The sequence below is a fragment of the Olsenella sp. Marseille-P4559 genome (assembly GCF_900605015.1).
Lineage (GTDB): Bacteria > Actinomycetota > Coriobacteriia > Coriobacteriales > Atopobiaceae > Tractidigestivibacter.
The window spans coordinates 1,139,889-1,158,858 of record NZ_LR027574.1; the positions used below are offsets into that span (position 1 = coordinate 1,139,889).

Genomic DNA, 18,970 nt, shown 5'->3' on the forward strand with positions numbered 1-18,970 from the left:
CGGACCTCGTAGGATGACGGATAGTGAATGGTCACTCACTGCGCTAAGTAGACGATGTTCCTAACGAACAAACCCAAACGGATACTCGGATTTGATGTAATCCAGCAGGAATAGCTCCTCCGAGGGAATACGCCCTACGCGGTTGCGCGTACCATCGTTGGGCATGTCGCGCAAAGCGATGTGCAGTTCGCCACGGTAATGCGCAAGGCTATCGTTCACCACAAGCACGTCGCCACGGTGGAATACCTCCGTCTTCGCATCGCGTGCGGGCACAGGGCGGTCACGGAAATTCAAGCGAGGCAGGCTCGACCGTAGTAGGTAGTCCGAAGAGTCAGACCGCTCAGTGTGGTCGTAACCCCATAGCACCTCGCGTTCTTCTGCAGTAGCGCCCGGATCAAGTTCGATGCGCAGGGTGGTACGTGTGGTATCCACCGCGGCTAAGGTGGCAAGTTCCTCCTCGCTGGCAAACGCGTTGCCAATGAGTATGTCATCGACCAAGTCGGTGGCAATCAAGTGGCGCAGTTGCAGATCAATGGCACGATGGCGGTCATCCTCGCAAGTGGGCAGACCCGCGAACACCTGCCAAGGGCCGAAGGTGTTGGACTGCTGACTTGAGACAAAAGCCGCTGTCTGGAAGCCTTGGGCCTTATACGAGGCAGAGAGTTCCACGAAGCGCTTCTCCGACATACCCGTAAAGGGCTCGGGATAGAAGTTGGCGCACGTAATCATGTTTCTGCTATCCGCGCCACGCTGAACCAGAAGACTCAGGGGGAGGTTGCAGCTGCCGTTGAACTCAACCTTAATGCCAGACCGATTGCGCGTTAGCAGGATGTCGCCCGTGTCGCCAAAATGACCATCCAGGCGGATGATGTCCACGCCCAGCTTCTTAAAGGGGTCTAGGTTGCCCGGCGTAGCGCCCAGACGGTCAAACACCTGCTCGTTGGTATCGACGGCAACCTCGAAACCAAGATCGTGAGCGTGTCTAATGAAGCCAGAGAACTCTTTGATAACTTCCTGGGGGTCCTTTTGGACCGAAAGCAGGCAGGTGAAGATGCGGCTAAAACCATATCGCTCCGCAAGCTCCATATATGCGAAATCATCCTGCGGATTAGAGTGCTCAGGGTAGAGAGAGATTCCAAGGCGATGCATGTGCCGTGCTCCCTTCTGTTAGTCGGCACCTCATGCCGGACGATAAGACGCGACCAGGAAGGCGCCTTCCCAGTCATTGTGGCAGCCACGCAAGGCTCGCTCAATCGAACGCGATGCCGCATGTGGCGGCAGCTAACGTGCACAATGCACGGGCAAAGAGCGACCTGGGAGGAGTACGCTCTACCAGGAATCAAACCATTGGAAGAAAGATCGAGGGAGAGTACCATGGCCATGCTCAGAGAGTTCTGCGCCGAAAACATGGAGCACGTCCCCGCCGCTATAGCCGCCGGTGCGGGCCGCATCGAACTCTGCGACAACCTGGCCGTGGGAGGTACGAGCCCCAGCTATGGCGTGATGCGCGCCGCAGTATCCTACGCCGCCGAGTATGGAGTAGCGGTAATGGCAATGGCTCGGCCACGCGGCGGGAACTTTGTCTACACCGAAGCCGAGACGCAGATGCTAATCGATGACGTTGCAGTTGCGCGTAGGCTTGGCGTGACCGGTGTGGTCTTTGGTTGCGTGCGCAGGACGGAGAACGGCCCTGCCGCCATCGATGTTGACCTCACCTCCCGGCTCGTCGAGGCTGCCAAGGGCTCGCAAGCCACAACAAGTGGAAAAAGCGCAGGCGCTCCGGTGCAGGTGACCTTCCACATGGCCTTTGATGCCCTTGACGAGGAGCGCCAACTCCAGGCCATCGACGTCCTGTCTCAGCTGGGCGTCGAGCGCATCCTTACCCACGGCGGTGCAGCGGGCACACCCATCGCAGACAACCTCAATCATCTGCGCCGCCTAATCTCCTATGCAAACGGCCGCGTGCGCATTCTCCCTGGCGGCGGCATCACTTGGCAGAACGTCGAGATGGTAGCCAAGGTCCTCTGTGTAGAGGAGGCTCACGGCACAAAGATTGTCAGAATCTAGTCACTATCCAGTCTCGCCTCACGCCAGCTGAGATGCTGGCTGCATCATATACTGCATCCTCAGCGTAGAGACCCTGACCCTTCCCACTCAGTCAGAGAGGGACAAACTGTTTTTTAGTATAACGCTTAGTGTGGAAGGTTATCCAGTCGTAGAGGGCTTTTTCAGCCCATCCAGTTTGATAGCCGGTCGGACGCTGATGTTGTCAAGCTTCTTGTTGAAGAGGTCGGTCAAGCGGACGGCAGACTCGGCCGTAATACGAAAGACCACGCGGAAGCAGACGACGGCGCTGTCCTTATCCCACTGTTCACCGTTGCCTCGAGGACCGATGATCTCGCCGGAGTTCCAATCCTTGAGCTTGAAGTGGCCAGCGCCGCCCAGCCTATGCTCTTACTTGTCCTAACCATTCATCTGACGCTCGAAGATGTTTGCCACAGTATCAGCGATAAAGTCGGTGCTGTCATGGAACTTCGAACTGGCCCCGAGGAATCGCATTGAGTCCGCCGCGTACAATCTCAGCCATGACCGCCAACGTGAACGTCGTGAAGACCGCAATGGAGCACCCCGGTGCGGACGATGAACTGCGCCCCAAAACTTGGACCCGATAAATCATAACCGCTAGGCGGCCCCCCGAAGGGCTTGGTCCCGGAACTCCACCGGGGTCAGGCCCTTCAGCTTGGCCTGGCGCCTCACATGGTTCCAATGGTGGATATAGGCCTCGAGGTCGCGCTTGAAGCTCTCGAAGTCGCTCCAGTCGCGTCCCCGGAAGAACTCGTCCTTGATGTGCCCGAAGACCTGCTCGGTCGCGCCGTTGTCGATGCAGTTGCCCTTGCGCGACATGCTCTGCACGAAGCCGTTCTCCCTGAGCTTCGCGACGTAGGACGCGTGCTGGTACTGCCAGCCCATGTCGGAGTGCAGGACCGGCGCCGCGCCCTCGGGCTTGGCGGCCATGAGCATGGCGAGCATCTCCTCCTGCTGGGCGAGGTCGGGGCGCTCGGAGACCGACCAGGCCACGATCTCCTTGCTGCCGAAGTCGTACACGGGCGCGAGGTAGGCCTTGCCGAACCCGCACTTGAACTCGGTGACGTCGGTGCCCATCTTCTGCCAGGGGCCGTCGGCGGCGAAGTCGCGGCCGATGACGTTCTCGAAGGTCTCGCCGACCTTCCCCCTGTACGAGCTGTACCTGTGGTGGTCGGCCTCCCGGCGGATGCCGCACCTGAGGCCCATCTCGTTCATCATCTTGAGCACCGTCTTGTCCGCTATCCGCGCGCCGTCGACGGCGCGCAGCTCCATCGCCACCTGCCTGTGGCCGACGCCGTTGGGGAGCCTGCCGAAGATCTCCGTCACCCTGGCGCGCAGCTCCGGCCTGGTGGGGGCCTTGGGGTGCGAGACGGCGTAGTAGTAGCTTGACCTGGAGAGGCCGGCGGCCTCGAGGAGGTCGGAGAGGTCGTGCCGCCCTGAAAGCTCGGCGACCGCTAGGGCCTTCTCCCGGTTCGGGAGCGCAGCTCCACCTTCAGGGCTATCGATTTTTTAGGTACGCCACCTGCGCCTCGAGCTTGCGGACGCGCTCCTCGAGCTCCTGCTCGCGGGTCCTCGGCGCGCCCTTCGCGCCGGACCCCCTCGGCCTGCCCTTCGGCTTGGGCCTCAGGGCCTCGGCCCCGTCCCCGCGATACAGCCTGCACCACTGCTTCAGCGGCGTCGCGCTCGCGATGCCGAAGCGCTCCATCGCCTCGGGCTTGGCCATCCCGTCGTCGACCACGGCCCTGGCCGCGGCGACCTTGGTCTCGAAGTCGTATCTCGCGTGCTTCTTGCCCATTTTCAGCAGACCGTCCCTCCCGGTCGCGCGGTACGTCTTCTGCCAGTCTCTCACAGCCTCGGCGGGCACGCCAAGCCCCCTTGCGACGAATCCGTAGCCGAGGCCCCTCTCGAACATCTCGGCTGCGCGCTCGCGCAGCGACCGGTCGTGCCTCAATCTCAGGTCGACGGACATGAAAAATGCCTCCCATCTCTCGGACTTCTATTTCCTTGTCCAAGAAATGGGAGGCAGTTCAACGACCCCAGTCGCCGGAGGGCCCATTTTGGCGAAGATTGCAACAATACCCTCGCTCCGGCAACTCCCCCGCCCCTCTCGCCTCGGCCTCTCAGCCTGTCAGTCAGAGAGGCCCCTGAGGTAAGCAAGAGACGTAGGAAAGGTGTCAGGGGTACCATTCTCCACGATGACGGGGCATGCCCGTCCGCTTTCCTTGTCCCAACGAATCACCGGCGCAAAGTCAAAGGCCCCAGTCGTACCCACCCCATGGCAGACAAGGCGGCTTCCCGATCCGTCGCACCAGCCTGCGCTGTCCTCGTTGTACACTACCTCGTAGTCCTTCGCATGGAGGACCGCTATGCGCTCCCCCAGAAGCTCGAGCACCTGGGAGAGGGTCTCTCCCTGCTTCGGCAGCGCAGCGGGATGGAGAAGCGAGACGGGGTCGAGTATGACGCAGACATCCGGACGCCCGATTGCCTCAAGCGCGTCGCGTGCTCGCTCGGGCGTGCAGGCAACCTCGTTCCAGCCTGGCTCGAGCGCAAGGCGAGATCCTTCGTCTGCGACACAGCACGCCACCTCCCGCGCCTGCCGCGCGAGCGTCTCGAGGGCGGCCTCGGAGAAGCGGTCCTCCCCAATCCACTTCTCCTTGTTTGGACGTCCGGTCTCAGATCCCACCGCGCCGGCACCGACCCAGCGCGCGAAGCGGGCGGATGCAGCATATTCCTTCAGGTTGTCCCTCTCCTCTGCAGGATCGGGAGTTGCCAGATTCTTATAGCACCCATAGACTGCGACGCCGAGTCCCGTTTCCTCGAGAAGGTCGCGGAGTCTCTTTGCCCGCTCTTCCGTGAGCCCCTCTTCCGTGCATCCCCAGCTCCGATAGAGTAGCTTCGATGCAAGGTGGATGGTCGAGAATCCCAGGTCGGCCGCATTGCGGATGCGTTCCTCGAGGCTGTTTCCCTCCACGTCGTGCAGACGCACGCCGAGAGGGACCGCTTTTCCGCTCATTGCCTCTTCCCTCCGTTGATGCCCGGCACATACCCATCGAAGGGGTCTTTCGTCGAGCAGCATCCCGAAGGGGCACAAGGATCTGCTGCCCCGTTTAGCCGGTCATGCTGCATGGTCTCGATATAGGCCAGGATGAGCGGTGCTACGCCCTTCGCATCGTTCTCGACGACCGGCTCGCGCATGTAGTAGTCGAAGGTCCCCTCACGATGTTCCTTGTTGCCAAGGCCCGCCACAAGGCAGATGCTCGTGAGGGCAAACTTGTCGTCCTTCTCGGAGAGGCAGGTCCGGCAGATGCCGTCGAAGGCCTTCCTGCCGAAGGCGTAGTAGGACTCATCGAGCACACCCAGGCGCACGCCCTTCATGATTGCGTTGGCGAAGATCGCAGATCCCGATTCCTCGAGGTAGTTGGGAGCGACGTTCGGCAGGTTAATGACCTGATGCCACATGCCGCCCTCCTTGTCTTGGTAGGGCAGCATCGCGTCGACGAGCTCCTGGAACATCTGCCTCAGGGCATCTTTCTCCGCCGACATCGAGGGCGGCATGAGCTCCCAGGTATCGATTGCTGCCATCGCGAACCAGCCCTCGGCGCGCAGCCAGAAGCTCGAGGAGAGCCCGGTCACGGGATCTGCCCAGAACTGCTTTCGCGACGCATCGTAGGCATGGTAGTAGAGCCCGTTCTGCGGATTCCTCATGATCTCGTGCACGGTCTGGAACTGGTGGAAGGAGTCCGAGCAGGCCCGCCTGTCATGGAAGCCGAGCTCGTACTGCATGTAGAAGGGCTGGGCCATGTAGAGACCGTCAAGCCAGACCTGATTCGGATAGATTGCCTTGTGCCAGAAGTTGCCCTCGCGGGTACGGGGCTGATGCTCGAGCTGCCCATAGATCGAATCCATCGCGAGGCGGTACTTCCTCTTGCCGAAGATCTTGTAGAGCCTGTAGAGGGTCTTCCCGGCATTCACGTTGTCGAGGTTGTAGTCGTTCGGGTTGTAGTGCTCAATCGTACCGTCCTCATGGACGAAATGGTCGATGAAGGCATCGGCGAACTCCAGATACCCCTCGTCGTGCTCGATACCGTAGAGCTCGATAAGGGCCTTGATCATGCATCCGTCGATGTAGTTCCAGGTGTTCTTCTTGCCGGCACGGATCTTCTCGATGTTCCAGGCGGGCGCCTCAGGCGTCGAGGTCTCGATTAGCTGCGCTATGTAGCGGTCCAGAATCGCGTTGGATCCCATGTCAGTGTCCTTCCAACCTTTGCGGCAGAGTGTGGATATCCTAGATCAGGGCGGCAAGGTCGCAGGCGATGCGCTCCGCCAGCCGCGCATATCCTGCAGCGGAATAGTGGAGTCCGTCAGGCATGTAGAGTCGGCGCTGCTCATCGACGAGGGAAGAGATGCCACTTTCGCGGAAGAGGTCAATCACAGGGATGGAGTACGTCCCTGCCACTTCGCACATCGCATCGGCATATTCCTCTTCAACGGCGCCGACGCCGTTTCGCACGTCGAAGGCAGGGAGCCCCTTCGCCGGGACGCCTGCCGTCTTTGCTGGTGTCATGAACACCACCTTCGCCTCCGGATAGCGGGAGACGAGGCCGCGCGCCAGATAGCCGAGCGCCCCATAGAAGGTATGCACGTCGCTCTCCCCCATCGCGCCCAGCGGCACCGCACGGCAGAAATCGTTCACGCCGCCGAAAAGGACAATCGCATCAGCCGAGAGGTCGAGCGTGCCGAAGCGTTCGACGAAGCTGTCGCTCCGGTCTGCCTTGACGGCAATGCTGGAGCCCTTGACACCGAAGTTCCTCGCCTCCTTCACATGGGCAAGCTCTGCCATGCGTGTGGTCCAGGAGATTTCGGGCCCACCCCCTCCCTCGCCGTTGTCTCCCCAGGTCGTCGAATCGCCGAGGCAGGCAAGGACCTTGCCAGCGAGCGCCATGTCAGATCCTCCTTCGTGATGCAGCATCGAGCCAGGCGCAGTCCGCTTCCAAGCGATCGATGCCAAAATGATGTTCTCCGGGAATCACCTGATACTTCAGACGGCCCTCGGCGCCGCACAGCCGATAGCCCGTGCGCACGATGTCGACCTGCTCCTCCACATTGACAAGGCCGCGCGACCCCATCAGGTGGTCATGGTCCGCACTCTCCACGATAAGGGGACGGGGGCATATGAGTGAGGCGATGTCCCCCATATCAAAGAGGCGCCAGAGCCCCGGCACATAGTTGCAGGAGCAGTTGCCATTGAGGCGGAGGAGAGAATCCTTCTCCCCGTAGAGATAGCCCGAGATGAGGACCTTCCTAATGCGAGCGTCCAAGGCAGCAAGGTAGAGCGTCTGCATCCCACCACCGGAAAAGCCGATGCAGGAAAGCTCGTCTGTCGAAATCCATGCTTGGCCCGAGAGCCACGAGACAAGTTGCTCGAGGTCGAAGACGAACTCGCCTAGAAGGGTCCTTCCCAAAGGCTCCACCATCCTTGCCTCGTTCAGGCAGGTGCCCCGAAGATAGAGCTCCTCGGCATCCCCCTGCCCCTTCCAGCTCCGACGCGCGCCCCAGCCACGAGCTTCCGGACAGACAGCCACATATCCGAGCTCAGCCAGCCTAAGCCCGTAGTCATAGTTGAAGCGGCGTATCGCGTCGTCGACGGCGGGCACCCCCATGATGCCCGCGACGGAGGCAGCGCCTGCCCCCTGATGCCCATGGGGACAGATGACGGCAAGGGAACGTCCCGCCCCGTCAAGCCGCGGATGGTCCGGCACCAGAAGGTAGACTGGCATCCAGACATCCGGCTCTGTGGGGAGCTCGTACAGGATGCGCCCGATGCCGCCGGCAAGCCTTGTACGAGAGGTGCAGCGAGGCTCTGCAGGAGACGCTTCCATGAGGTCGAGGCCGAGAAGGTCGCTGAGGCGCTGGCGGGAGTTCGCAGACCACTCCTGCCACGAGGCGGCATCGGCGCCCGTGAAGCGTGCCCTCCTGGACTCGCGGTCGAAGGCCCGCGCAAGCGCTTCATCGTCTGCAAGATAGCGCGTTTCGTGTACGGTCCTGCCCGTCGAGGAGAGCCGTTCCGTCTCGCACGGCTCGTCAGGCCCCGAGAGCGGGTCCCACCCATCGGAGCCTGCGAGGACCTTGCTCCGTGCAAAGCGGGGCAGGTCCCCCTCTCCCAGAAGGTGCGCGCATCCTGGCCAGGAGAGATCCGTGCTGCCTGGTCCCACAAGGCCCACTGCCACAAAGGAGAGATCGTCTTCGGGCCGCCCCCATAGATACCATCCTTCCGGCTTGATGTGGGGACCGAGCCAGCAGGAGACCAGCGCGCACTTCGCATACTCCCTCCAGGGACGTCCCAGATAGACGCTCCTATCTGCAGCCAGCCCGGTGAAGGAGCAGCCGTGGAAAACGAACCCGTAGGGCTCCCCGGCAGGCGTCGAGGAAGCCGTCACATATCCGGCAGGCTCAGCGTCCCGTGCAAGGGAACGGATCTCGCAGCCGTCGAAATAGGCGCAGGCACTTCCAAAGATGAAGTCGACATCGCCCTCGATGCGACAGCGCCTGAAGTACTGTCGGGTCATCGTCCGGGGGCTTCTCTCCTTCGGTCCCCTAAAGCCTCCAGGCTTCATCTCCTTGGGAGGGAGCGGACCCAAAAAGAGCGTGTCCTGGTGGCCTAGGATCTCGCAGCTATCGCAGACGAAGCGGTCGCCATCCGCATAGAGCGCGACTGCCTGGCCCGCCCGCCTTCCATCCCCCGCCTCGTTTGCGATAGTGAGATTCCTGATGGTGCAGCCGGGGGCATCCACCAGCACGGCATAGGTCCTGAAGGTGCCTCGAGCCGTGCCGTCCACCATGGTCTCGAAGGCACCCCTGTCGGACACGATTCTGGTCGATACGGCGCTCTCGCCCTGAAGCGTAAGGTTCGGCCGACGAATCTCGGCACATTCCCGGTAGGTGCCCGGCGCCAGGTGGATTGCGACGGGACTGGCGGGATCTTGCTGCTCTCGCTCTATAGCGTGAAGCGCATCCGCGATAGACGCAAAGCGCTCGCCTTCCGGCGCGACCCTATAGACAGGAGCATCCATCGAACACCATCCCTTCAAGAGAGCGCCGTACTCAAGGCAGATGTCCGGGCACGGCGCTGGAAAGGCCAAGGCAGGGAGCAACTACTCGGCAGGCATGACGCGGTCTCCCTGATAGCCGACGTTATTGTGGGCAAAGCACTTCTCGTACGGGAAGCCCGAGAGCTCTTCGCAGAGCTTCTTGACTTCGGGATCCACATCCTCCATGCGGCCGCCCTCGCGGACACGCTTAACCTCGGCGCAGAGGGTGTCGCACTGCTTCTTGTCGATGTGGATATGCGAGCCCAGGAAGCAGGAGAGGATGAAGAAGCCGGCACAGCCGATCAGCATATAGACGCAGATTGTGATGGGCACGCTTCCAGGCTGGACGACCGTGTCGCTGCTGCCGGTCGTGGTAATGAAGCCGGAGAAGGAAAGGGCAACGCCCCAGAGGCTGACGGCAAGCGCAGAGGCGATCTGCTGAACAAACTGCTGAGCAGAGCTGTAGACGCCCTCGCGGCGGCGCAGCGTGATGAGCTCGTCGATGTCAGGGATGTAGTTCATCGGGACATCGGGCAGATACTGGAATCCGACATAGAAGAACTTCCAGATGGCAAAGATGATCGGGTAGGCAATCATCGCGACGGTGACATCGAAGGTGCCGTTAATGCGGCCGAAGGCAAAGAAGTTGAAGGCAACGATGCAGAGGGCAGCGCCAATCGTGGAGACATACCAAGGCATGTGGAAGCCCTTCTTTGCCATCCAGGCAACCCAGGCTGCAGTGCAGACGATTGCGACGATCTTGCCCGGCATCTCCATCACGGACTCGTAGGACTTCGCGATGCCGAGGGCATAGACGATGAAGAAGGAGAGACAGGCGCTCCAGCAGGCTGCAGCGAACTTCATGCTCAGGAACACCGAGAGCACCTGGCGGAAGGAGCGGTTGCGAAACGTGGAGAGCACATCGATGAAGAGCTTCTTGATGGCCTCCCAGGCATTGCCGATCCTCTCCTGCGCAACCTCGTCAGGAGACTTCTCCCACGTGGAGCAGTACACAGCGATGAGGGAGATGACCATGATCGTGGCATTTGTCGTAGCGATGATGAAGTAGGACCAAGGGTTGGTCTCTCCGAAGAGGCCGAAGCCAAAGCCAACCAGAAGCGCCATCATGAAGCCGGAGACGTTGCCAAAGATGTGCTTGTAGCCGGTGAGGAGACTGCGCTCCTTGTAGTCGTCGGTCATCTCGATGGTAAGCGGAGCCAAGTTCGAGGTGATGAAGGCATAGGCGATGTTGTAGATCATGTAGAGCACGAAGTAGTAGCCAAATCCGAACGGCGTCACCAGGAAGATGAGGGGCTCTGCGATCATCATCGGGATGGCAAGGAGAATCCAGAAGCGGCGCCTGCCGAACTTGCGGCCGACCTTGGTGGCGTAGAAGTTATCTGCCACGAATCCCATGATTGGGCAGAGGAAGGCGTTCAGCCAGATGGCTGCGGATGCAATCAGCGCCGACTCAGCCGCAGAAAGCCCGCACTCCGTGGACAGGAACATGACCATGTAGCTATGGGTAAAGGTCAGGGCTCCGGAGTTTGCCATGCCTCCCATGCCGAACCCAAGCCTCGTCCAGAACGTTATCTCGCGTCTCTTCCCAAGTTTCTTGAACACGCTTCCTCACTCCTCCCTGGATACTGCCCCAGCCGCAGACACGAACGCCTGCTCTGCTCGAGACATCCAGCCAATCGGCGGCTCTACCGCCCCTATCCATGCACACCAGCTGGAATAACCGTAGAAAACTGCATAAGTAAACTGGTTTGCATCAGTTCCCCATTGTTATAGCACAGCAGTTTTGGGCTTTATTGGTATGTCAGTTATTTTCAGTGCAAAGTCGGGCAACGGCATATTTTTGAAGGTGAACGTTTACTTTCCTCATATGAAGCGAGTAAATGACATAATCTGGCATTCTTCTTTAATTCTAGGAAGATGCATACATTACCAATATATTTGCATATACTTATACGCCCCGCTACCGCAGGGACGGTGGGGCGCTGCTCGCAGAGCCTAGGTCCACGAGCCTTCTGGACTTCTGCCAGGCCCTATCGAAGGCAGGCCTGGAAGGCCGCGCGGACACCCTCTTTCCTCATGATGCCAAGGCGCTCGACGACGAAATCGCGCAGGCCTGCAATCTCGTGCAGGTCATGTCCCCAGAGGCCATCCTCGCCCATCGCTGCGTCAACGAGGTCGGCATCCGCATCGGCTGCATGCTCCTCGAAGAACGAAAGGACGCTCTCGTCATCCTTTGCGACGTAGGCCGTGCCATCCGGACGGACCAGATGCAGGCCATCCTCCTCCTTCGAGACCGTGCCCGTCGTATAGAAGGCTACGAGGGCAGCCAGGCTCGTAGCCAGACATGCGGGTACCTCATGGTTCTTCGCCACATAGTCCTCAAGTGACGGCAGGTTGCGGGCACGCCATTTTGCGCAGGAATTGAGGCAGATGGACAGGAGCTGATGGTCTATGAAGGGATTGTCGAAGCGGATTGCCACGGCCTTTGCGAATTTCTCCAGATCGTTGTGGTCAAGCTCGTCCGAGAGGGCCGGAATGACCTCGCTTTCGAGCATGCGGTCCATGAACCCGCGGATCACCTCGTCGTGCATGCAGTCGCGCACGATATCGAGGCCAGCGAGCCATGCACCAGGAGCGAAACCGGTGTGGGCGCCGTTCAGGATGCGGACCTTGCGCTTCTTATAGGGAGTGACATCCGGCGTCACAAAGGCACCGGGAAGGCCAGCCTTGATGAACGGCAGCCTCTCTGCCAGTGACTCGTCGCCTTCGATTCCCCACATCTGGAATGGCTCGCGCACGGTCAGGAACCGGTCCTCATAGCCGAGCCGCTCGGCAACTGCAGCAGCTTCCTTGGGGTCCCGGACGCGACCGGGAACGATCGAGTCGACCAGGGTCGTGCAGAAGGCGCACGCGTGCTCGAGCCAGTCCACGAATTCTGTCTCCCAGCCCCAATCCGCGCAGTGGCGTTCCACGATGCGGAGAAGCTCCTCGCCGTTGTGGTCAATGAGCTCGCAGGAAAGGATGACAGGCCCACTCTTCTGCGCCTTCCAGCGAGCGTGAAGCACCTGGGCAAGCTTGGCGGGGAAAGACTGGGGCCACGGCTCGTCTGCCGTGCAGGACGGATCGTAGGTGATGCCGGCCTCCGTCGTGTTGGAGACGATGAGTTCCAGATCATCGGAGACGGCAAGCTCCATCACCGAAGCGAGGTCCCGGGGATCCGACGGGTTGAGGCAGCGGCTGCAGCAGGAGACGATTCCGCTCGTGTCGACGGTCTTCCCGTCCTCTCCCTTGCCACGCACCAAAACGGTATAGAGGCCATCCTGTCCATTCAGCTGATTGCGCGCGGCATAGCCCGACCTTGCGGCATCGCGGGGCTGAACCAGCACGACCCTTCCCGACCAGACGCCTGCCTCGTTTGCCTGGTTGAAGTAGAGGTCGACAAAGGCACGCAGGAAATTTCCCTCGCCGAACTGGAGCACGCGCTCAGGCGTCTCCCGAGGTGCCAGATAGCCCGCATATCCCGATTCTTCCAGATGCTCATAGCTGAGCTGTTGCATGTCCACCACACCCATCGTCCCGGATACCCCCGCGGATTGCATGCTAGCACGAAATGGAGTGAACGTTCACCTTTAATCGGTGGAAGGGCTGCTGCTTCGATTGAGCCAGAACCCATCAGGAGTAGGGAATGCCCACATGGCGGCAGTATTGAGCAAGATTGCTCCGGAATACCATGTCGACATCGCCCACGACGGCCCTCTCAGACGATCTCTGTCCCCAGAGCAGGTAGCTACAGAGCGTCTCAATTGCCTCGCGAGCCCGTCCTGCCGGGTCCTTGAAGACGACGTTTCTGAGCACACCAGCCTTGAGCGCCTCCACGCTCTCGGGAAAGAGGTCATTCCCTATGGCAGGCACCTTGCCGGCAAGGCCGCTCTCCCTGAGTGCCTGGCAGAGCACTTCCGTGCCCACAGCAAAGACACTGCAGGCGAGTGCAGGATGCGGATCCGACAGAAGCGCGGACTTCGTCTCTTTGCGCAGCACGTCCACCTCGCTATGGGCTCCGAAGATTTCCCTGATCTGGTGGGCGGGTGCATGCTCCGCCATCGTCGAGAGGAAGGCTTCCCACACCTTGGCATGCGAAGACATCTGCCTGTCACCCGAGAGAAGCAGGATATCCTGCGGCTCGGAGGGCAGCATATTGAGCGCCTGCTCTGCCATGAGCTGGCCTGCCGAGGCGTAGTCCGCCACCATGCAGCCGATGTTGTTCGGAAGGTCCACGTCGCCGTCGAGAAGCTCTGTCGGCACACCTTCCCTACCCAGGCCGGATAGAAGCTCGAGCGATCTTGCGTCGGAGGGCGCATAGGCGACCATGCCATCGACCTTGCGGCCTTGGGATATCTCCTCCGCAAGCTCCTCGAGCGCCCGTGCGTAGGCACCCGTCGGATAGGGACGGCAATCAAGCACCACGGCGTTGTCCGCCTCCCTGGGATAGCGCTCTATTCCCTCCCAGAGATAGCGGAAGTAATAGTGCCCCTCCCCTTCGGGACTTGGCAGGAGCACGGCCACCACAAGGTCCTGGCGCCGAAGATTCGATGCGTTCGCATTGCGCCGATAGCCCAGCCCCTCGGCACAGCGGACGATGCGCTCGCGCATCTGTTCGCTCACACCTGGCTTTCCCGTCAGTGCCTTGTGCACGGTATTCACGGAGACGCCCACGCGCCCCGCAATCGTCTTCATGGTCACGCGCTCTGCCATTGCCCACCCCCTGCTGCGTTATCGATCGAGCGTACCTAGCATAGCGGTCCCACGCGACGCAGGCTGGCCTCATCGGCCCCCGGAACCAAGCGCCACGCACCAAGCACGGCATGGTGGCAGAGGGGGCGGACCTAGCTTTGAGCCTCAGCCGCCGGATCGAATACCGTCTCATGAAGCCGCCACATGATCCGAATCGAAGATGACCTTGACACTGTCGAAGCACCTACCCGCGCTCTCGGCAACCGCATGGACAAGGCCGTCGGGTGCGTTTGGCACGATGCCCATCCTCACCACCATGGCGACCCCCACCGCCGTCAGAGGTGGACAACCTCGTCGACGTTGGTGAGCTGCAGCTCATCTCCTGTTTGCCCTTCGATATCGACATTACGAAGGACCAGACGCTCCACATTCTGGGCTATGATGCCCTGATGGAGCACTGGCTCCACCCCGCATGCCATGGCAGGCACGCTCGGCTCGGCATCCGAATCGAAGCTCACCTTCACGTCATCGAAGACGAGTTTGGAGACCTTGCGCTCCGGCAGCCCCGTGATATAGGCTGTCGCGGCGGCGCAGTTCGTCGCGACGATGTCCCTAAATTCAAGCGCCCCAAAACCAGGCGTCCGCTCATCGATCGGAAGCGCCTTCCTGCTCTGGACGTAGTCGGTCTTGCCATCCTTGTCGCAGAAATAGAAGGCATTCACGACAAAGGGCGTCAGCACGTGGTCCATGTGGATGTTCGTGAAGAGGATGCCCTCGTTCACCGCAGCCGTCCCGCGTCCGCGGCGCGTCTTGATGCGCAGACCCCTGTCGGTGCGCCGGAAGTCGCAGTCGCGCACCGTGAGGTCCTTGATGCCTCCCGCCGCCTCCGATCCAAGGACCACGGCCCCGTGCCCATCATGCATGAGGCAATGCGCCACCAGCATGTCATGGGTTGCGGGGCGCAGCTCGGGGTCAATCCCGAGCTTGCCGCTCTTCACCGCGATGCAGTCATCGCCCACCGAGTACTCGCAGCCCATGATGCGGACGTATCCGCAGGACTCCGGGTCGGTGCCATCGGTATTGTGGGAGTTCTTCGGCCCCTCGATCTTGAGACAGAGCAGGTCCACGTGCTCAGAAAGAATTGGGTGGATGTTCCAGGCAGGGCTGTTTCTGACCGTGATGCCGACAAGCGATATATTGCTGCATTCGCTCATGAACACCATGCGGGGACGGGCGATGTCGCGGCCTTCGTCAGGGCGGTAGATGTCCTTCACGTTGTGCCACCAGTTGTCCTCGGCGAAGTCGGTCTGGCCGTCAATCGTGCCCCTGCCATAGACTCCCGCATCATGGACGCCAATAGCCGTGAAGAGGGAGCAGTAGGTGCTCACGCTCTCGCCTTCCCAGCGGCCAAGCGGGAAGAGCCCCGAGGCGTCGCGCCCCATGCCTTCCGTTCCCCTGAGAGTGCCTGGAATATAGGCAAGGGCGTCTCTGTCGTGGCGGGCAAGGATCTGGGCTCCCTCCTGGAGCTCGATCGAAACACCGCTCTTGAGGAAGAGCGACTTCACGACATAGCGTCCCTGCGGCACCATGACACGGCCCTTCTCAGGGCAGGCCATGATGGCGGCTTGGATGTTTGTCGTGTCGTCGTGTATGCCATCTCCACGGGCTCCGCAGTCGCGCACGTCAATCGTGGCAGACTCGGCAGGCGTCGTGACACCCACCTCATAGACATCCTCGCCACAGACGAAACGGACCAGATTGCGCGTTGCCGGAATAAGCCCATCGACATAGGTCTCGACCTTCTTGGTCGTCCCCTGCCGCTGGCCGTTGACATAGACCTCCCAGGAGAAGTAGGTCTCGAAGAGCCCTCCGTCGTCAAGCTCGACGACTGCTGCACGCGCATTCCTCCACACGACCCGGATATCCATGTTCACCCTTCCTGCCCGCTGCGTCGGCCCCCTTGGGCCTCTACAGGACGACCCCGTCTTTCCAGATGCTGATCTCGCGGCTGTTCCTGCGCTCGGCCGAGGTGAGCTTGCCTGATACCGTCTCGCGCACGAGCCTCCAGAGCTCCTCTGCCGTCTCGTCGATCGATGCCTTACCATCCGCAATGATGCCAGCGTTGAAGTCCATCCAGTTGGGTTTTCTCTTCGAGAGGGCTGTGTTGGTGAAGACCTTGATCGTTGGCACGGGAGATCCGAAGGGGGTGCCCCTGCCGGTCGAGAACAGAATCACATGGCAGCCGGCTGCCGTGAGTGCCGTAGTCGAGACCATGTCGTTTCCTGGGGCGCAGAGGAGATTGAGGCCGTGGACCGTAGCCTGGCCCGCATAAGGCACGACCGCCGCAATCGGCGCCGTGCCGCCCTTCTGGACGCATCCGCAGCTCTTGTCTTCGAGCGTTGTGATTCCGCCTGCCTTGTTGCCTGGGCTCGGGTTGTCGTAGATCACCTCACCGTGGTTCAGGAAGTAGCCCTTGAAGCCGTTGAGCATGGCTGTCGCCTCATCGAAGACCCCCCTCGACGTGCAGCGCCTGAGCAGGAAGCTCTCGGCTCCGAACATCTCGGGGACCTCGGTAAGCACGCTCGTGCCTCCCTCGGAGACCAGGATGTCACTCACGCGACCAATCGCAGGGTTTGCCGTGATGCCGGAGAGGCCGTCAGACCCTCCGCACTTCATGCCCAGCACCAGCCCGGATGTGCTGATGGGCTCGCGCTTGGCACGCTGTGCTACGGCACAGAGCCCGCGCACGATCTTGCGCCCGCTTGCAAGCTCGTCTTCCACGTCCTGGCAGGTGAGGAAGCGCACCCGTTCGTGGTCGAAGTCACCGAGTTCGTCCAGGATCTGCTGATGCGTGCAGTTCTCGCAGCCAAGCGACAGGAAGAGCACGCCTGCGGCATTGGGGTGGCGGGAGAGGGCGACCAGAAGACGCTTCGTCTGCTCGTGGTCCGCCCCCGTCTGCGAGCAGCCGAAGGGATGCGGAAAGTAGTGAATGCCATCCACCGTGCCCTGGATCAGATCCTGACAGGAGTCGGCCAAGGCATGCGCCACCTCGTTCACGCAGCCTACGGTCGGGATGATCCAGACCTCGTTTCTGGTTGCAGCCCGTCCGTCCTCGCGCCGGTAGCCCATGAAGGTCTCGCTCTCGCGATAAGGCAGCGAGCAGGGCTCGGGATTGTATGCATAGGCAACCTCGCCTGACAGGTTCGTTGCCATGTTGTGCGTATGTATCCACTGGCCAGGATGCACGTCTTTCGTCGCATGCCCGATTGCGACACCGTACTTGATAACGGGAGAGCCCTCGGCATGCTCCATCACCGCGACCTTGTGTCCCTGCGGAACATCTTCTGCAAGCGTGATGGTGCCATCCCCAAGAGAGAGCGTCTCACCCTTCTTCAGGGGGCGCAGCGCCACGGCCACCGTATCGGTGGGATAGATATGGACAAGCGGAGTCATAGAAATCGCCCCATTCTGGCAGCTGTATGCGCTGCTGCGTCTACCTAGAAAAAATAGGACCCCGGAGGCATTCCGGACACAGGGGCCCCGTCCCCGTACGCAAAGAATCTTCCGGCACGGGGACGGGGCCTTGCAGGGGAGCGAGCCTACTGCTCTTCTAGGTCGAACCCAAAGTAGCGCACGGCGTTGTTGTACGAGATGTCGCGAACGATGCGGCTCAGGGCCTTCGGGTCGTCCGGATACTTGCCATCCTCGACCCACTCGCCGAGAAGGCCACAGAGCACGCGACGGAAATACTCGTGGCGGGGATAGGAAAGGAAGGAGCGCGAATCGGTGAGCATGCCGACAAAGGTGCCGAGGACACCCTCGTTCGCGAGGGTGCTCAGCTGTGCGCGCATGCCGAGCTCGGAATCGTTGAACCACCAGGCAGAGCCGTTCTGGAGCTTGCCTGCGACCGGAGCCTGCTGGAAGCACTGCATGACCGTGTCAATCATCGTTGTGTCATTCGGATCGAGGCTGTAGAGGATGGTCTTGGGCAGCCCCGAGGTCTCGTTCGCGCCGTTCAGGAAGTCGGCAAGATCCGCTGCCTTCTGACCATTACGGATGCAGTCATAGCCGGTATCGGGGCCGAGCTCCTTGAACATCGTGGTGTTGTTGTCGCGCTTGCAGCCAAGGTGGATCTGCATGGCCCAGTCCAGGCGCACGTACTCTGCTGCCACGAACTTCATGAATGCCGCCTTGTACTTCAGGATGTCCCCCTCGGAGACCACCTTTCCCGCAACGCGGGCAGAGAAGACCTCCTCGAGCTCCTCATCCGTTGCCGGGACATCCACCACATAGTCGAGGGCGTGGTCCGAAGCCTTGCACCCCATCTCAGCGAAGAGGTCGAGGCGCTTGGAGAGTGCCCGCTTGAAGTCCCTGAAGGATGCGATCGGCATGCCTGCCACCTCGGAGAGCCTCTTGACATAGGCGCCAAAGCCCTCCTTCTCGATGCCGAGAGCCTTGTCCGGGCGCATGGCGGGAACGACCTGGACATCGAAGGAGCTGTCGGCTGCGATCTTCTTGTGCCACTCGAGGGAGTCGGCAGGGTCATCGGTCGTGCAGATCAGGCGGACATTGGAACGGCGAATCAAGTTCCTGCAGGAGAACTCGGGTGTGGCGAGCTTCCTGTTGGCAAGCTGCCAGACCTCTTCTGCAGTCTCCGGGCAGAGGTGCCCCTCATAGCCAAAGAAGCGCTTGAGCTCGAGATGGCTCCACTCATAGACCGGATTGCCGATGCAACGCTCCAAGGTCTTGGCCCACTCCTGGAACTTCTCGCGCGCAGGGGCATTCCCCGTGATATAGCGCTCGTCCACGCCACAGGCACGCATCAGGCGCCACTTATAGTGGTCGCCTCCGAGCCACACCTCTGTGATGCTCGAGAAGGACTTGTCCTCCCAGATCTCCTTCGGAGATATGTGGCAGTGATAGTCGAGGATTGGCAGATCCTCGGCATAGTCATGAAAGAGACGCTCCCCCGTCTTGGTGGAGAGCAGGAAATCCTTGTCGTCCATGAAGTTCTTCATTCCAGAGCACCCCTTCTTGCTTACCCT

The 18,970-nt window shown here is 60.9% G+C and carries 15 protein-coding genes; 1 reads left to right on the top strand and 14 read right to left on the bottom strand.

The window, feature by feature from the left end; genetic code table 11:
- Positions 1-60: 60 nt before the first annotated feature.
- Positions 61-1,149 carry a DUF871 domain-containing protein gene (locus E0E00_RS11305; RefSeq protein ID WP_130812593.1) on the bottom strand — a complete coding sequence of 363 codons (1,089 nt, stop codon included), beginning with the start codon at positions 1,147-1,149 and terminating at the stop codon, positions 61-63.
- Positions 1,150-1,374: 225 nt separating this feature from the next.
- Between E0E00_RS11305 and E0E00_RS11310 the strand changes: the two genes are divergently transcribed.
- Positions 1,375-2,067 (top strand): copper homeostasis protein CutC, encoded by a 693-nt coding sequence (locus tag E0E00_RS11310; RefSeq protein WP_305778333.1) that lies wholly within the window; start codon positions 1,375-1,377, stop codon positions 2,065-2,067.
- Between the two features lie 615 nt (positions 2,068-2,682).
- On the opposite strand, the gene E0E00_RS11320 is transcribed toward E0E00_RS11310, so the two are convergent.
- The 13 genes from E0E00_RS11320 to uxaC form a co-directional block, all read right to left on the bottom strand.
- Positions 2,683-3,591: an IS3 family transposase gene (locus E0E00_RS11320; RefSeq protein WP_130812594.1), complete on the bottom strand. Its 909-nt coding sequence runs from the start codon at positions 3,589-3,591 to the stop codon at positions 2,683-2,685.
- Positions 3,584-4,054: a helix-turn-helix domain-containing protein gene (locus E0E00_RS11325; RefSeq protein WP_130812595.1), complete on the bottom strand. Its 471-nt coding sequence runs from the start codon at positions 4,052-4,054 to the stop codon at positions 3,584-3,586. The genes E0E00_RS11320 and E0E00_RS11325 overlap by 8 nt, the downstream gene beginning before the upstream one ends.
- Before the next feature lie 159 nt (positions 4,055-4,213).
- Entirely contained in the window at positions 4,214-5,098 is an 885-nt protein-coding gene (locus E0E00_RS11330) for a sugar phosphate isomerase/epimerase (RefSeq protein WP_165443678.1), read from the bottom strand.
- Positions 5,095-6,330: a glycoside hydrolase family 105 protein gene (locus tag E0E00_RS11335; protein ID WP_130812597.1), complete on the bottom strand. Its 1,236-nt coding sequence runs from the start codon at positions 6,328-6,330 to the stop codon at positions 5,095-5,097. Before E0E00_RS11335 ends, E0E00_RS11330 begins: the two co-directional genes overlap by 4 nt.
- 40 nt (positions 6,331-6,370) lie before the next feature.
- The gene (locus E0E00_RS11340) at positions 6,371-7,027 is read right to left on the bottom strand and encodes an SGNH/GDSL hydrolase family protein (protein ID WP_130812598.1); all 657 of its coding nucleotides are present in this window, start codon (positions 7,025-7,027) and stop codon (positions 6,371-6,373) included.
- A 1-nt stretch (position 7,028) separates the two neighbouring features.
- Positions 7,029-9,155 (bottom strand): pectinesterase family protein, encoded by a 2,127-nt coding sequence (locus tag E0E00_RS11345; protein WP_130812599.1) that lies wholly within the window; start codon positions 9,153-9,155, stop codon positions 7,029-7,031.
- Positions 9,156-9,236: 81 nt separating this feature from the next.
- Entirely contained in the window at positions 9,237-10,796 is a 1,560-nt protein-coding gene (locus E0E00_RS11350; protein ID WP_130812600.1) for an MFS transporter, read from the bottom strand.
- A gap of 428 nt (positions 10,797-11,224) precedes the next feature.
- On the bottom strand, positions 11,225-12,751 hold the full coding sequence (locus tag E0E00_RS11355; protein ID WP_130812601.1) for a tagaturonate reductase: 1,527 nt from the start codon (positions 12,749-12,751) through the stop codon (positions 11,225-11,227).
- Positions 12,752-12,866: 115 nt separating this feature from the next.
- A complete protein-coding gene (locus tag E0E00_RS11360; protein WP_130812602.1) occupies positions 12,867-13,946 on the bottom strand; it encodes a LacI family DNA-binding transcriptional regulator in 1,080 nt (359 codons plus the stop codon).
- A 168-nt stretch (positions 13,947-14,114) separates the two neighbouring features.
- Entirely contained in the window at positions 14,115-14,243 is a 129-nt protein-coding gene (locus tag E0E00_RS15215) for a hypothetical protein (protein WP_256386425.1), read from the bottom strand.
- 17 nt (positions 14,244-14,260) lie between these two features.
- Positions 14,261-15,853 carry a glycoside hydrolase family 28 protein gene (locus tag E0E00_RS11365; protein ID WP_130812603.1) on the bottom strand — a complete coding sequence of 531 codons (1,593 nt, stop codon included), beginning with the start codon at positions 15,851-15,853 and terminating at the stop codon, positions 14,261-14,263.
- Between the two features lie 40 nt (positions 15,854-15,893).
- A complete protein-coding gene (locus tag E0E00_RS11370) occupies positions 15,894-17,378 on the bottom strand; it encodes a UxaA family hydrolase (RefSeq protein ID WP_130812604.1) in 1,485 nt (494 codons plus the stop codon).
- Between the two features lie 146 nt (positions 17,379-17,524).
- Complete coding sequence (uxaC, locus tag E0E00_RS11375) at positions 17,525-18,943, bottom strand: glucuronate isomerase (RefSeq protein WP_130812605.1); 1,419 nt, start codon at positions 18,941-18,943, stop codon at positions 17,525-17,527.
- Positions 18,944-18,970 lie beyond the last annotated feature (27 nt).

Bases quoted from the DNA above. Each gene is read 5' to 3' on its own strand.
- E0E00_RS11305 (WP_130812593.1), bottom strand. From the start codon at position 1,149: ATGCATCGCCTTGGAATCTCTCTCTACCCTGAGCACTCTAATCCGCAG.
- uxaC (WP_130812605.1), bottom strand. From the start codon at position 18,943: ATGAAGAACTTCATGGACGACAAGGATTTCCTGCTCTCCACCAAGACG.
- E0E00_RS11355 (WP_130812601.1), bottom strand. From the start codon at position 12,751: ATGCAACAGCTCAGCTATGAGCATCTGGAAGAATCGGGATATGCGGGC.
- E0E00_RS11325 (WP_130812595.1), bottom strand. From the start codon at position 4,054: ATGTCCGTCGACCTGAGATTGAGGCACGACCGGTCGCTGCGCGAGCGC.
- E0E00_RS15215 (WP_256386425.1), bottom strand. From the start codon at position 14,243: ATGGTGGTGAGGATGGGCATCGTGCCAAACGCACCCGACGGCCTTGTC.
- E0E00_RS11340 (WP_130812598.1), bottom strand. From the start codon at position 7,027: ATGGCGCTCGCTGGCAAGGTCCTTGCCTGCCTCGGCGATTCGACGACC.
- E0E00_RS11335 (WP_130812597.1), bottom strand. From the start codon at position 6,330: ATGGGATCCAACGCGATTCTGGACCGCTACATAGCGCAGCTAATCGAG.
- E0E00_RS11330 (WP_165443678.1), bottom strand. From the start codon at position 5,098: ATGAGCGGAAAAGCGGTCCCTCTCGGCGTGCGTCTGCACGACGTGGAG.
- E0E00_RS11360 (WP_130812602.1), bottom strand. From the start codon at position 13,946: ATGGCAGAGCGCGTGACCATGAAGACGATTGCGGGGCGCGTGGGCGTC.
- E0E00_RS11370 (WP_130812604.1), bottom strand. From the start codon at position 17,378: ATGACTCCGCTTGTCCATATCTATCCCACCGATACGGTGGCCGTGGCG.
- E0E00_RS11365 (WP_130812603.1), bottom strand. From the start codon at position 15,853: ATGGATATCCGGGTCGTGTGGAGGAATGCGCGTGCAGCAGTCGTCGAG.
- E0E00_RS11310 (WP_305778333.1), top strand. From the start codon at position 1,375: ATGGCCATGCTCAGAGAGTTCTGCGCCGAAAACATGGAGCACGTCCCC.
- E0E00_RS11345 (WP_130812599.1), bottom strand. From the start codon at position 9,155: ATGGATGCTCCTGTCTATAGGGTCGCGCCGGAAGGCGAGCGCTTTGCG.